Origin of the sequence: Campylobacter sp. CFSAN093241 (assembly GCF_012889595.1) — a bacterium.
Taxonomy (GTDB): Bacteria; Campylobacterota; Campylobacteria; order Campylobacterales; family Campylobacteraceae; genus Campylobacter_D; species Campylobacter_D jejuni.
The window spans coordinates 435,576-448,013 of the sequence record NZ_CP040612.1 but is presented as its reverse complement, the minus strand read 5'-3'; the positions used below and the strand labels follow the sequence as shown (position 1 = coordinate 448,013).

Below are 12,438 nucleotides of genomic sequence, written 5' to 3'. Positions count from 1 at the left end.
AAAAGAAGACTTGCCTTGGCAAATCTTCTTCTAACTTTAAAGCTTAAAATTACTTAAGTTCTACTTTAGCACCAGCTTCTTCAAGTTGTTTTTTAGCTTCCTCAGCTTCAGCTTTAGCCACACCCTCTTTTAGAGTTGAAGGAGTTTGCTCAACTGCATCTTTTGCTTCTTTAAGACCAAGGCCTGTAAGAGCACGAACGATTTTAATAACTTCAATCTTTTTAGCACCGCCATCAGTTAAAACGATATCAAATTCAGTTTTTTCTTCAGCAGCAGCTACAGCACCACCAGCTACAGCACCACCAGCTACCATTACAGGAGCAGCAGACACACCAAATTTTTCTTCAAATTCCTTTACAAGTTCTGATAACTCAAGAACACTTAAATTTGAAATATATTCTAATACATCTTCTTTAGAGATTGCCATTTTTTATCCTTTTATTTAATTTATTCAGATTCTTTTTTATTTTTAAGCGCATTTAAACCTATTGTGAAATTGGTAATTGGCGCATTCCAAACTTGCAAAAGCATAGCAAGCAACTCATTGCGTGAAGGCATTTTAGCAAGAGCTTTAACCTTAGCAACATCTGCAACTTCGCCTTCAATATGAGCTGTTTTGATTTCAAATTTATCGTTATTTTCTTCAAATTTAGCAGCTACTTTTGAAACACTTAGCTGATCTTCGCCCCAAAGATAAATATTTGTATCTTTAAGAACTAGACCTGTTTTACCGGAATTGTTAAGAGCAATGTTAGCCAAAGTATTTTTAACAATTTGAACTTTTACATTGTTTTCTCTTGCATTATTTCTAAGCTCTTCTAGTTTTTTTGTGCTAAGACCTCTGTAATTACAAACTACAATAGCTTCACTAGCTTTAAAACCTTCTTCAAGTTTAGCAATAATCTCAACTTTTTCGCTTCTAGTCACATTTTCTCCTTTCCGATTGAGATTTCAAGTAGAGTGGAAATCCAATTAAGCTTACGCCTCGACTATCTTCAATCTAAAATAAACATTTCAAAAAATCAAAAATTTTTTCAAATGTTTATTTTAAAACAAAAGAGTTGCAAAAAAGCAACTCTTATTTCATATCAAGCAATTCTTGTGTTTCAAGCTTTACAGAAGGGCTCATTGTCAAAGATAAAGCCGCATTTTTAATATATCTACCTTTAGCTGCAGCAGGTTTATGTTTGTTAATTGCCTTTACAAAAGTGCTAACATTATCCCATAATTGTTCTTTGGAAAAACTTACTTTACCAAGACCTGCATGGATATTTCCTTGCTTATCAACACGGAAATTTACCTGACCACTTTTTGCATTATTAACTGCTTGAGCAACATCCATAGTCACTGTTCCAGTTTTAGGATTTGGCATTAAACCTTTTGGCCCTAAAATTCTACCAACTTTACCAACAAGTCCCATTAAATTTGGAGTAGCAATCAAAACATCAAAATTCATATTACCTTTTTGAATTTCTTCTACTAAATCATCGCTACCCACAATATCTGCACCAGCATTTTTCGCTTCATCAGCTTTTGCGTCTTTTGCAATTACAGCAACACGAACTTTTTTACCCGTTCCAGCAGGTAAAACAACAGATCCTCTTACCATTTGATCTGCATGTCTTGGATCAACATTAAGTTTTAAAGCAATTTCTACAGTCTCATCAAATTTAGCAGACTTTAAAGTCTTTATTGTATCAATTGCATCGCTTAAAGCATACTCTTTATTTGAATCAATTTTTTGTGATAATTCTTTTAATCTTTTTGCTATCTTAGCCATTTATTTTCTCCGCATTTTAAAGTGCTACCGCCTTTTACTTTGGCGGTGAAAGGATTAATCTACGATTTCAACACCCATAGAACGAGCTGAACCTGCAATAATTTTAGCAGCTTGATCTCTATCTTTAGTATTTAAATCTGCAATTTTCTTATCTACTATTTCTAAAACTTGAGCACGAGTTAACTTACCCACCTTATTTTTAAGTGGATTATCCGTACCTTTAGAAATTCCAGCTGCTTTTTTGATCAAATCCGTAGCTGGCGGTTGTTTTGTAATAAAAGTAAAACTTTTATCTGCATAAACAGTGATAACAACAGGGATATTAAAACCTGCCATATCTTTTGTTCTTTCATTAAAAGCCTTACAAAACTCCATAATATTAACACCTTGCTGACCCAAAGCAGGACCAACAGGTGGTGATGGGTTTGCTTTTGTGGCAGCAATTTGCAATTTAATTTCGCCTACGACTTTTTTAGCCATAACAAATCTCCTTACTTGATATAAATTAAATTATTTTCTCAACTTGAGAATATAAGATCTCCACTGGAGTTGAACGTCCAAAAATAGAAACATTTAATTTTAATAAACCACGAACCATATCATACTCTTCTACAATTGCAGTAAAGTTTGCAAATGGCCCTTCTGTGATTCTCACATTTTCCCCTTCTTCAAAAGAAATCTTTGGTTTAGGCGCTGCACGATTGTGAACTTTTTCCAAAATCAAATTAATATCTTTTTCTGTTAAAGGGGTTGGCTTTTTGGATTCTCCAATAAAACGACCAACCTTTGGAAGAGATTGAATGCGATGCCAAAGCTCTGTATTTAAATCAAGAAGTGCAAAAACGTATCCTGAATACAAACTTCTTTCGCTAATCTTCTCCTTTCCATTCTTAAATTCAATAACATCTTCAGTTGGAACAACAATTTCTTTAAGTTGTTCTTCAATTCCGTTATCTTTTACTAAATTTTCAATGGCTCTTTTAACTGCCATTTCACTGCCAGCATAAGTTTGAATTGCATACCATTTATGAGTACTCATTTACTCTCCTTATACGATCGCAGAAACAATAGAGGACATAAGCCAATCCACTAACGCCAAAAACAAAGAAATCACCGCAACAACCACAAAAACTGTAATATAGGCATTTCTTACCTGTTCTTTTAAAGGAAAAATTACTTTCCTTAATTCGGCTTTTGATAATTTAAAATAAGTTATTAATTTTTCCATTTATTTAAACCTTAATTATGGCAGGGCAAGAGGGATTCGAACCCCCAACCATCGGATTTGGAATCCGGCGCTCTACCGTTGGAGCTATTGCCCTAAGGGCGCAAGCTTAACTTTTTAGCTTAACTTCTTTGTGAAGTGTATGTTTTTTTAATCTTGGGCAATATTTTTTTAATTCTAATTTTTCAGTAGTATTTTTACTATTTTTATAGGTGCTATAATTAATATCACCACATTCTTCACACTTTAAACCAACTTTAATTCTCATTTCAATTTTCCTTAAAAAATTAAAGCCAAGCTTTTAACTTGGCTTTATTAAATTATTTAATAATTTTAGAAACAACACCTGAACCAACAGTTTTACCACCTTCACGAATAGCAAAACGAGTTCCTTCTTCAAGTGCTACTGGAGCGATCAAGCTTACAGTAATTCTCACATTTTCACCTGGCATAACCATTTCAACACCATCAGCTAATTTAATCGAACCTGTAACATCAGTTGTTCTTACATAAAACTGTGGTCTATAGTTGTTAAAGAATGGAGTATGTCTACCACCTTCATCTTTATTTAAGATATAAACTTCAGCTTCGAAGTCAGTGTGTGGAGTAATTGATTTTGGTTTAGCAAGAACCATACCACGGATAACTTCTTCTTTTTTAGTACCACGAAGAAGAACACCTACGTTATCTCCTGCTTCGCCTTGATCCATTTCTTTTCTGAACATTTCAACACCTGTTACAGTTGTTGTTTGAGTATCTTTAATACCAACGATTTCGATAGTATCACCTACTTTTACAACACCTTTTTCAATTCTACCTGTAACAACAGTACCACGACCTGAAATTGAGAAAACATCTTCAATTGGCATCAAGAAGTCTTTTTCAGTATCACGAGTTGGAGTTGGAATATAGCTATCAACTGCAGCCATAAGATCCATAATTTTTGCTGACCATTCACCATCTTGTCCAGCTTTAGCTTCTTCAAGAGCTTTTAAAGCAGAACCAGAAATAATAGGTGTATCATCGCCTGGGAAATCATAAGAGCTTAATAATTCTCTAATTTCCATTTCAACTAACTCTAAAAGTTCAGCATCATCAACCATATCTGCTTTATTCATAAAAACAACAATATATGGAACGCCTACTTGACGAGAAAGAAGAATGTGCTCTCTAGTTTGTGGCATAGGGCCATCTGCAGCAGAAACAACCAAGATCGCTCCATCCATTTGTGCAGCACCTGTAATCATGTTTTTAACATAATCTGCGTGACCTGGGCAGTCAACGTGTGCATAGTGACGATTGTCTGTTTCATATTCAATATGAGAAGTAGCAATAGTAATACCACGCTCTTTTTCTTCTGGAGCATTATCGATATTATCATAATCTTTAAGCTCTGCTAAACCTCTTCTAGAAAGAACAGCAGAAATAGCAGCTGTTAAAGTAGTTTTACCATGGTCAACATGACCAATAGTACCAATATTTACGTGTGGCTTATTACGTGAAAATTTTTCTTTAGCCATTTTTTTCCTCCGTATAAAAAATAAATTGAGCAAAGCAAGTCTTATATCTATATAATTTTTTCAATTCATGGAGCTCATAGCGGGAATTGAACCCGCGACCTCTCCCTTACCAAGGGAGTGCTCTACCTCTGAGCCATACGAGCGCTCAGAAAAATTATACACAATAACAGACAACAAAAACTCTTAAATGGGATATATACTGTAAGTTAAAGGTTTTAAAATACAGCTCCCAGTTCTTTTAAATTATTGGAGCGGGAAACGGGACTCGAACCCGCGACCCTCAGCTTGGAAGGCTGATGCTCTAGCCAACTGAGCTACTCCCGCAAAGCATGGTGGTGAGTCGTGGATTCGAACCACGGAAGGCGAAAGCCAGCAGATTTACAGTCTGCCCTCGTTGGCCACTTGAGTAACTCACCATAAAAATATTGCTTTTTCAATATTCTGGTCAAACACTGCTAAAATAAATGGAGCTGGTTAAGGGACTTGAACCCCCGACCTGCTGCTTACAAGGCAGCTGCTCTACCAACTGAGCTAAACCAGCAAAAATAAAAGTAAGATTATAACTCAAAAAAAAAATTTTGTCAAGACTTTTTTAGTTTTTCTATAAAATTTTAGTCTTGTAAATTTTATTATCATAAACCAATATTATTTTTATCTATATTATGATAATCAAATAAATTTAAAAATTTCTTTGCTCTTTCGCTTTTTGGATTTTTAAAAAAACTTTTAGGATCATTTTCTTCGATGATTTTTCCTTCATCCATAAAAATAATTTTATCTGCTACAGCTTTAGCAAAACCCATTTCATGAGTAACAATAAGCATAGTCATACCCTCTTTTGCAAGATTTAACATCACTTCTAAAACTTCTCTGACAATCTCAGGATCCAGCGCTGCTGTAACCTCATCAAAAAGCATTAACTCAGGATTCATGCATAAACTTCTTACTATGGCAATTCTTTGCTTTTGTCCTCCGCTAAGTTCTCTTGGATAAGCATGAATTTTATGCAAAAGCCCCACCTTTTCAAGCCAAATTTTAGCCTCTTTTAAAACCTCATCTTTCTTTCTTTTTTGCACTTTCATAGGCCCTAGAAGTATATTTTCTTCAACACTTAAATGCTCAAAAAGCTCATAAGATTGAAAAACCATACCAACTTTTTGACGCATTCTTGGCCATTCTTTAAAATCTTTATCTATTTTCTCATTATCAATATAAATATTACCACTTGCAATCTCTTCAAGCCCATTAATACAACGCAAAAGCGTAGATTTTCCACATCCGCTAGGACCTAAAATCACCACAACTTCTTTAGCCTTAACTTCTAAATTAATATCTTTTAAAGCATGATGCGAACCATAATACTTTTGTAAATTTTCTATTTTTAGTATACTCATTTTAGCTCCATTTTTTCTCTAATTTTCTTGAATATAAAGTGATAGGATAACAAAGTATAAAAAAGATAAAAAAAATCAAACCATAAATAATAAAAGGTGCAAAATCATTTCTATTATGAAATTCTATAATTTGTTGCCCTACTTTTACAAGCTCTACCGCGCCGATTAAATAAGCAAAGGTTGTACTTTTAATCATACGAGTAAGTAAATTCATGCTCATAGGAGTTAAACGACGCATAGCTTGTGGAATAATAACATAAGCAAAACTTTGCACCGTATTTAAACCTAAAGATGATGCACTTTCATACTGATGTTTTGGAATACTCTGCAAGGAAACACGCACCAAATCCATCATCTCAAAACAACCCCAAATGCTAAAAACAATAATAGCTGCACTTACAGAACTCAAATCCCACCCAAACCATCTAGGAAAACCAAAATACACCACAAAAAGCCATACTAAAAGTGGCATAACACGCACAAATTCTAAACCCAAACGACAAAAAGCATAGATATAGGTATTTTTAAAACTCATTAAAATTCCTAAAAATAACCCACCTATCGAAGTAATAATAATGCTGATAAATGAAATTTCAAGAGTGACAAAAAGCCCTTGCCAGAGTCTTAAAAGCGTATCGGTATTTAAAAGTTCAAGCATGAAGCAACCTTTTTTCAAACTTTAGCAAAATAAAAGACAAAGGCAAAATAATGCATAAATATCCCATAAACAACAAAAACAATAGCTCATCTGTCTTATAGGTTAAGGAATTTAAACTCTTCATTAAATTCACCAAATCTGGCAAGGCAATAATACTAACGACTGAAGTTTCTTTGATTAAAAATATAATATTAGCACTAATACTTGGCATAGAAATAGCCAAAGCTTGCGGCAAAATCACATAACGCAAATTTCCAAATTTTGAAAAACCCAAAGAAAGTCCCGCTTCAAACTGCTGTTTTCTTATGGCTTCAAATCCCGCTCTTAAACTTTCAGCCATATAAGAACCTCCTAAAAAACTAAGTCCTACTATAGCACAAGCAAAAGAAGGCCTTAAAGTTTCTTCTACGCTTAAGCAAATCAAATCAAGCGGTGGAATTTGCTCTAAATGTATATTAAATTTAGGTAAAGCATAATATAAGAAAAAAAGTTGAATTAATAAAGGCGTATTTCTTGAAAACTCTATATAAAGCTTGCAAATATTTTCTAAAATTTTTATTTTAAAATAACTCATTAAAATACAAAACAAACCTATTATCAAAGAAAAAATAATTCCAAAAAAGCTTAGTTTTATCGTAAGCCAAGCAGCCGTTAAAAAAGCAGGAGCTTGAGCTAATATAAAATCAAAATCCATTCTCTACCTTAAATTTTACCAAAGTTCTTTCATGATCATATCTTTATTTAAAATTTCAATTCTACCTTTTTTTGTATCAATAAGTTCTGAAATTTTAAGTTCTTTTAACACTCGAGATAAAGATTGCGCTCTAACATTTAAATCAATTGCAATTTGTTTTTGTGAAATTGTATCTAAATTTTTTTCATTTTCCAAAAGATACTTTAATAATCTCGTCCTTAAATCTAATGCATTTTGAGATAATTTCTTTTCTAAAATTTTAATTTTATCAAAAAGTGAACTGATAAGTAAAAAATTGAATTCTTTATTTTCACTGCATAAATTTTGAAAATTAATAAAATCAATTTCCAAAATTTCTCCATCCTCTTCAAAAACAGCATTAGCAGGATAATTTAATTTTTTAAAAGCAGGCATTTCTGCTATAAAATTTGGAGGATTAAAATAATGCAAAGTAATTTCTTTATCACTTGCTGTACTTTTATAAATGCGTATTTTTCCCTTGAGTAAAATAAAAAATTTTTTAGCCTCTTCGCCTTCATAAAATAAAATACTATTTTTTTGAAATTTTTTTAATTTTCCTACACTAGATAAAAGTTCTAAATAATCTTTCATTATATAATATTTCCATTCTTAACTTATGTTAAATTTAATTTATCTTATTTTTGCTATATTAACGCCATAAAATTAACATTTAAGAAAGGCTTATATGAAATTTGAAACAATTAATCAAGAAAGCATAGCAAAACTCATGGAAATATTTTATGAAAAAGTTAGAAAAGATAAGGATTTAGGTCCTATTTTTAACAATGCTATTGGAACAAGCGATGAAGAATGGAAAGAACATAAAGCAAAAATAGGAAATTTTTGGGCAGGCATGCTTTTAGGCGAAGGTGATTATAATGGGCAACCCTTAAAAAAGCACTTAGATCTACCTCCTTTTCCTCAAGAGTTTTTTGAAATTTGGCTAAAACTTTTTGAAGAAAGTTTAAATATAGTTTATAATGAAGAAATGAAAAATGTCATTTTACAGCGTGCACAAATGATAGCTTCACATTTTCAAAATATGCTTTACAAGTACGGCGGACATTAATTTGGCAATTTTTTTGCCAAATCTTTTTTTACCTTTTCTAAAATCTCCTCATCCTTGGAAAAATCAAAAAATTTAAACTCATTTCCATGTTGCATAAAACCATCGAGCAAATCTCCACTCAAACGATTTTTAAGATCAAGCTCTGCTATTTTAAACCCATCTAAAGTGCTAGCAAATTCTTTTAAACGACTCGGAATTTCTTTAAGCTTAGTATAAAGATAGCAAGCACTTTTAAGCCCTACACGACCTACACGGCCACGAAGTTGATGTAAAGTAGCAAGTCCTAAACGTTCCGCTCCTACAATCACTATCATACTCAATCTTGGCAAAGAAATACCTACTTCCACCACTGTAGTGCTTAGTAAAATATTTCCCTCGTCTCTAAAACGCTCTAAAATTTCATCTTTTTGTTTATCTTTTCCATGAGTTACAAAAACTTTTTCATAATGACTCTGCCAATATTCTTTGGCCTGCTCTAAAGAAAGATAAGGAATCTTATCACTAGCACTCAATAAGGGATAAATAATGATAATTTGATGATTTTTAGCGATTTCTTCTTTGATCTTCTCGCTAAGCTTAGAAAAACCTTCATTTTGTATGCAATAAGTTGTAATATCTTTTTTAAAAGGCATTTGTTTAATAAAGCTAAAATTTAAAAGTTCAGATTGTATCATGCTTAAAGTTCTTGGAATAGGCGTAGCTGAAAACTGTATAAAATGAGGGGCAAATTCTTGTTTATTTAAAGAATGAATTTTCTCACGCTGAGCTGATCCAAAACGATGTTGTTCGTCTATCATTACAAGTACGGCATTATGGCTTTCTAAATGAATTAGAGCATGAGTGCCTATAACAAGATTTGCTTTTTGGATATTTTGTTCTAAATCTTTTTCTTTTTTACCCCCTTTAATAAACAAAATATTCATAAAATCAGGTAAAAATTTCTTAGCCTCTTCATAAAGCTGATACGCTAAAATACTAGTAGGTGCCATTAAAATAGCTTGCTTAGGATAAACCATCAAAGCCGCACCAAGTAAAACCAAGGTTTTACCACACCCCACATCACCCATAATCACACGCCTTTTGGCTTCTTTTGAGTGTAAATCTTTTTCTATGTCTTTTAAGGCATTAAGCTGATCTTTAGTAAGAGAAAAAGGCAAATCTTTAAGCCAATTGGCTATATTAAAAACATTGATTTGATGAGCTTTAAAATGCGTTTTTTTAGCTTTTAAACGCTTTAAAAAATTATATATTTCTATATATTTTAAATCTTTGCTAAAATTTTGCAAATTTTCAAACATAAAAAAACTTTTTTCATCATAAGCATGCAAATTTAAAAGAAAATGTATATATTTATCCTCTATGCCACTTTCTTTTAAATTTTCATAATTAAGATATTTATGTATAAAAGCAGCAATTTTTGTATCTTTTAAACCTAAAATTTGATACTTTGGACTAAAACCCTCAAAAGAAGTTAAAATTTTAGGATTGTTAAATTGCCAAGTGTGATTAAAATGCGAGAGTTTAGCATTAAAAATAAGCTCTTTTCCTACCTTACAAATACCAAAATGCCAAGCTCTAGGATGAAAAAACACAAAAGAAATATTTTCTTGCCATTCCTCACAAAAACCTAAACCAAAAAGTTGATTTTTTCTTGAACTAACGCTTTTTATAGTGATTTTTTGGGTACAAATTTCATTTTCTTTAGGATTTTTACTTGGATTTAAATTTTCAATTTTTTTAGGTAAAAGAAGCGCTAAATCAATAGCACTTCTAATTTTTAATTTTTTAAAAAATTCAAAATCACTTTCTTTAATTTTCATTTTGTATGCTTGCAAAACTTATATTTAAAAGCTCTTGATGTTTTTTAATATAAGCATTTATGGTTTCAAGTTTAACCTTTTCCATAAGTTTTAACTCTTCTTTATAATATCCCAAATTTAAACCTTGATAAAATTCGTTAAAAGACATAGATAAACGCTTGCTTAAGCTTTCATAACGCAAAGGAGTTGATCCTATGAGAAAATTTTTAGCTTGATCAAGTTCATTTTGAGTCATGCCATTTTTTATAAAATCTTCAAAAAGCTCTTTTACGATTTTTTTAGCTTCTTTAGCGCTTTCATTTTTAGTTTGTAAATATCCAAAAACTCTAGAAAAAGACATATTCATATCAAGCATAGCATAAGCTGAGTATGCAAGACCTCTTTTAACACGAATTTCTTCCATAATCCTTGAACCAAATCCTCCTTGCCCTAGCACAAATAAGGCAATTTTTGCAAGATATAAATCCTTATCTTTAAAATCAGCAAAAAAAGGCGTAGCAAAATAAATATAAGCTTGTTCACTTTCTGGGCGTACCAAAATTTCATCTTTGATGTTTTTGCCTAACTCATATTTTTTTGGAGTATTTTTTTTGCCTATTTGAAGTTTTGATAAGAGTTTTAAAAGATCTTCCTTGGCTTGTTTTTCTTCTAAATCTCCTCCTAAAATCACAACCAAATCACTAAGATGGATAAAATTTTTATAAAAATTTTGCAAATCTTTTAAAGACAAAGTTTCTATACTTTTTTCATCTCCATCATTTGGACTTTGAAATTCTTTACATTTAAAAATTTGAGCATTGAGTAAATTTTTTGCTAAATAATCAAAATCACTATTTTTACTCGCGAGCTCACCTAAGGCATTGATTTTTAATTTTTGCAAAGTTTTTTCTTCTATTCTTGGTTTTAAAAGCAATTTTTCTAAACTCTTTAAAGCAAAATCAAAATTTTCTTTCAAGCAAGAAAGATTGATTTCCAAACTTTCAAAACCACTACTTGCCTCTAAATTTATCGCTCTAAATTCTAAATCCTTAAAAAATTTATCATCCACGCCTTCATTTAAAATACGTGAAAACATCTTAGCTAAGCCTGCTATTTCATCATAACTTCTAGCACAATTTCTAAAAACAAGCTTTAAAACAACAATAGGAAAATCAGAATTTTTTTCAAAAATAAAAGGGATTTTAATACCCCTACTCTCTAAATACTGCATTAAAACCTTTCTAAAATTTCATAAGCGGTATTGCGTTTAGCTGGATTTTCGCCTAAACTTCTAATCAGCCTTATCATCTCATCTTGATTCATTCTATAACTTGCTCCTGCAGCACTTACTACATTTTCTTCCATCATAGTTGAGCCTAAATCATTGGCCCCAAATTTTAAAGCAAGCTGGCCTATAAGTGAGCCTTGAGTTACCCAAGAACTTTGTAAATTTTTAAAATTATCTAAATAAAGTCTTGCTAAAGCTAAAAGTCTTAAATATTTGTTAGAACTTTGTTTCATAATCTCTGGATGTTTTTGGATTAAAGCAGTATTATCACTTTGAAAGCTCCATAAAATAAAAGCTCTAAATCCCCCTGTTTCATCTTGTAATTTTCTCAAATGCTCAAAATGATCGATGATTTCTTCATCATTTTCAACCGTTCCAAACATCATAGTAGCTGTACTTTTCATACCAATTTTATGAGCTTGGCGATGTACTTCTAACCAAGTAGCTGTATCACATTTATTTGGTGCGATAATATCACGCACCCTATCGCTTAGCACCTCAGCACCTGCTCCTGGTATAGAAAATAAACCTTTAGCTTGCAATCTTTTTAACACTTCAGTGATTGAAATTTTAGATGCTTTTGCAATATAAGCGATCTCAACTGCTGAAAAACCATGCACAGTGATATTTGGATAATGTTCTTTTATCCAAGAAACTAATTCTTCATACCATTCTATTTTTAATTTTGGATGCACCCCGCCTTGAAAAAGAATTTGTGTTCCCCCGATAGCTTCAAGCTCTTCTATCTTTTTGCCTATCTCTTCAAAGCTTAAAATATAAGCATCATCTTCTTTATGATGGCGATAAAAAGCGCAAAAAGAACAATCAATACAACAAACATTGGTATAATTAATATTTCTATCCACAACAAAAGTGGTGATTTTTTCAGGATGAAGTTCTAATTTTCTTTTATAAGCCATTTCTCCAAGTTCTGTTAAACTTGCATGGTGTAATAAATCTAAAGCTTCTTTTTTATCCAGTCTTTTCAAA

At 31.8% G+C, this 12,438-nt stretch carries 16 protein-coding genes and 5 tRNA genes; 1 reads left to right on the top strand and 20 read right to left on the bottom strand.

Going from position 1 to position 12,438, the window contains the following annotated elements; genetic code table 11:
- Positions 1 to 49: 49 nt before the first annotated feature.
- The 17 genes from rplL to nssR all read right to left on the bottom strand — a co-directional run bounded on the left by rplL (position 50) and on the right by nssR (position 7,883).
- A complete protein-coding gene (gene rplL, locus FBE96_RS02385) occupies positions 50 to 427 on the bottom strand; it encodes a 50S ribosomal protein L7/L12 (RefSeq protein ID WP_002858569.1) in 378 nt (125 codons plus the stop codon).
- A 20-nt stretch (positions 428 to 447) separates the two neighbouring features.
- Positions 448 to 927, bottom strand: a complete 480-nt coding sequence (gene rplJ, locus FBE96_RS02380; protein ID WP_002858610.1) for a 50S ribosomal protein L10 — start codon at positions 925 to 927, stop codon at positions 448 to 450.
- Between the two features lie 151 nt (positions 928 to 1,078).
- Positions 1,079 to 1,780: a 50S ribosomal protein L1 gene (gene rplA / locus FBE96_RS02375; protein ID WP_002854928.1), complete on the bottom strand. Its 702-nt coding sequence runs from the start codon at positions 1,778 to 1,780 to the stop codon at positions 1,079 to 1,081.
- Between the two features lie 54 nt (positions 1,781 to 1,834).
- Positions 1,835 to 2,260 (bottom strand): 50S ribosomal protein L11, encoded by a 426-nt coding sequence (gene rplK / locus FBE96_RS02370; RefSeq protein WP_002779452.1) that lies wholly within the window; start codon positions 2,258 to 2,260, stop codon positions 1,835 to 1,837.
- A 25-nt stretch (positions 2,261 to 2,285) separates the two neighbouring features.
- The gene (nusG, locus tag FBE96_RS02365; RefSeq protein ID WP_002851098.1) at positions 2,286 to 2,819 is read right to left on the bottom strand and encodes a transcription termination/antitermination protein NusG; all 534 of its coding nucleotides are present in this window, start codon (positions 2,817 to 2,819) and stop codon (positions 2,286 to 2,288) included.
- A gap of 9 nt (positions 2,820 to 2,828) precedes the next feature.
- Positions 2,829 to 3,008 carry a preprotein translocase subunit SecE gene (gene secE, locus FBE96_RS02360; protein ID WP_002854985.1) on the bottom strand — a complete coding sequence of 60 codons (180 nt, stop codon included), beginning with the start codon at positions 3,006 to 3,008 and terminating at the stop codon, positions 2,829 to 2,831.
- A gap of 18 nt (positions 3,009 to 3,026) precedes the next feature.
- A tRNA-Trp gene (locus FBE96_RS02355) sits at positions 3,027 to 3,102 on the bottom strand.
- A 12-nt stretch (positions 3,103 to 3,114) separates the two neighbouring features.
- Complete coding sequence (gene rpmG / locus FBE96_RS02350) at positions 3,115 to 3,273, bottom strand: 50S ribosomal protein L33 (RefSeq protein WP_002793551.1); 159 nt, start codon at positions 3,271 to 3,273, stop codon at positions 3,115 to 3,117.
- Positions 3,274 to 3,325: 52 nt separating this feature from the next.
- Positions 3,326 to 4,525 carry an elongation factor Tu gene (tuf, locus tag FBE96_RS02345; RefSeq protein ID WP_002855271.1) on the bottom strand — a complete coding sequence of 400 codons (1,200 nt, stop codon included), beginning with the start codon at positions 4,523 to 4,525 and terminating at the stop codon, positions 3,326 to 3,328.
- A gap of 68 nt (positions 4,526 to 4,593) precedes the next feature.
- Positions 4,594 to 4,668, bottom strand: a tRNA-Thr gene (locus FBE96_RS02340).
- Between the two features lie 104 nt (positions 4,669 to 4,772).
- A tRNA-Gly gene (locus tag FBE96_RS02335) sits at positions 4,773 to 4,849 on the bottom strand.
- A gap of 6 nt (positions 4,850 to 4,855) precedes the next feature.
- Positions 4,856 to 4,941: transfer RNA gene (locus FBE96_RS02330), tRNA-Tyr, on the bottom strand.
- Positions 4,942 to 4,990: 49 nt separating this feature from the next.
- Positions 4,991 to 5,066, bottom strand: a tRNA-Thr gene (locus tag FBE96_RS02325).
- 91 nt (positions 5,067 to 5,157) lie between these two features.
- Complete coding sequence (locus FBE96_RS02320; RefSeq protein ID WP_002858600.1) at positions 5,158 to 5,919, bottom strand: amino acid ABC transporter ATP-binding protein; 762 nt, start codon at positions 5,917 to 5,919, stop codon at positions 5,158 to 5,160.
- 1 nt (position 5,920) lies between these two features.
- A complete protein-coding gene (locus tag FBE96_RS02315) occupies positions 5,921 to 6,577 on the bottom strand; it encodes an amino acid ABC transporter permease (protein WP_002864176.1) in 657 nt (218 codons plus the stop codon).
- On the bottom strand, positions 6,570 to 7,271 hold the full coding sequence (locus FBE96_RS02310; protein ID WP_002858512.1) for an amino acid ABC transporter permease: 702 nt from the start codon (positions 7,269 to 7,271) through the stop codon (positions 6,570 to 6,572). The genes FBE96_RS02315 and FBE96_RS02310 overlap by 8 nt, the downstream gene beginning before the upstream one ends.
- Positions 7,272 to 7,286: 15 nt before the next feature.
- Entirely contained in the window at positions 7,287 to 7,883 is a 597-nt protein-coding gene (gene nssR / locus FBE96_RS02305; RefSeq protein ID WP_002859028.1) for a nitrosative stress-sensitive transcriptional regulator NssR, read from the bottom strand.
- 94 nt (positions 7,884 to 7,977) lie between these two features.
- Between nssR and ctb the strand changes: the two genes are divergently transcribed.
- Positions 7,978 to 8,361 (top strand): truncated hemoglobin Ctb, encoded by a 384-nt coding sequence (ctb, locus tag FBE96_RS02300; RefSeq protein WP_002858471.1) that lies wholly within the window; start codon positions 7,978 to 7,980, stop codon positions 8,359 to 8,361.
- Here ctb and recG read toward each other — a convergent pair.
- Genes recG through FBE96_RS02285 form a run of 3 tightly spaced genes read right to left on the bottom strand, consistent with a single transcriptional unit; the run spans position 8,358 to position 12,437 of the window.
- A complete protein-coding gene (gene recG, locus FBE96_RS02295; protein ID WP_002858588.1) occupies positions 8,358 to 10,181 on the bottom strand; it encodes an ATP-dependent DNA helicase RecG in 1,824 nt (607 codons plus the stop codon). The genes ctb and recG overlap by 4 nt on opposite strands.
- A complete protein-coding gene (locus FBE96_RS02290; RefSeq protein WP_002858609.1) occupies positions 10,171 to 11,391 on the bottom strand; it encodes a pitrilysin family protein in 1,221 nt (406 codons plus the stop codon). The genes recG and FBE96_RS02290 overlap by 11 nt, the downstream gene beginning before the upstream one ends.
- Positions 11,391 to 12,437, bottom strand: a complete 1,047-nt coding sequence (locus FBE96_RS02285; RefSeq protein WP_002868792.1) for a dehypoxanthine futalosine cyclase — start codon at positions 12,435 to 12,437, stop codon at positions 11,391 to 11,393. Before FBE96_RS02285 ends, FBE96_RS02290 begins: the two co-directional genes overlap by 1 nt.
- Position 12,438 lies beyond the last annotated feature (1 nt).

Excerpts from the sequence above, each read along its gene's own strand:
- FBE96_RS02310 (WP_002858512.1), bottom strand. The coding sequence starts at position 7,271 with ATGGATTTTGATTTTATATTAGCTCAAGCTCCTGCTTTTTTAACGGCT.
- ctb (WP_002858471.1), top strand. The coding sequence starts at position 7,978 with ATGAAATTTGAAACAATTAATCAAGAAAGCATAGCAAAACTCATGGAA.
- FBE96_RS02290 (WP_002858609.1), bottom strand. The coding sequence starts at position 11,391 with ATGCAGTATTTAGAGAGTAGGGGTATTAAAATCCCTTTTATTTTTGAA.
- FBE96_RS02320 (WP_002858600.1), bottom strand. The coding sequence starts at position 5,919 with ATGAGTATACTAAAAATAGAAAATTTACAAAAGTATTATGGTTCGCAT.
- rplA (WP_002854928.1), bottom strand. The coding sequence starts at position 1,780 with ATGGCTAAGATAGCAAAAAGATTAAAAGAATTATCACAAAAAATTGAT.
- tuf (WP_002855271.1), bottom strand. The coding sequence starts at position 4,525 with ATGGCTAAAGAAAAATTTTCACGTAATAAGCCACACGTAAATATTGGT.
- rplL (WP_002858569.1), bottom strand. The coding sequence starts at position 427 with ATGGCAATCTCTAAAGAAGATGTATTAGAATATATTTCAAATTTAAGT.
- nssR (WP_002859028.1), bottom strand. The coding sequence starts at position 7,883 with ATGAAAGATTATTTAGAACTTTTATCTAGTGTAGGAAAATTAAAAAAA.
- nusG (WP_002851098.1), bottom strand. The coding sequence starts at position 2,819 with ATGAGTACTCATAAATGGTATGCAATTCAAACTTATGCTGGCAGTGAA.
- rpmG (WP_002793551.1), bottom strand. The coding sequence starts at position 3,273 with ATGAGAATTAAAGTTGGTTTAAAGTGTGAAGAATGTGGTGATATTAAT.
- recG (WP_002858588.1), bottom strand. The coding sequence starts at position 10,181 with ATGAAAATTAAAGAAAGTGATTTTGAATTTTTTAAAAAATTAAAAATT.
- rplK (WP_002779452.1), bottom strand. The coding sequence starts at position 2,260 with ATGGCTAAAAAAGTCGTAGGCGAAATTAAATTGCAAATTGCTGCCACA.
- FBE96_RS02315 (WP_002864176.1), bottom strand. The coding sequence starts at position 6,577 with ATGCTTGAACTTTTAAATACCGATACGCTTTTAAGACTCTGGCAAGGG.
- secE (WP_002854985.1), bottom strand. The coding sequence starts at position 3,008 with ATGGAAAAATTAATAACTTATTTTAAATTATCAAAAGCCGAATTAAGG.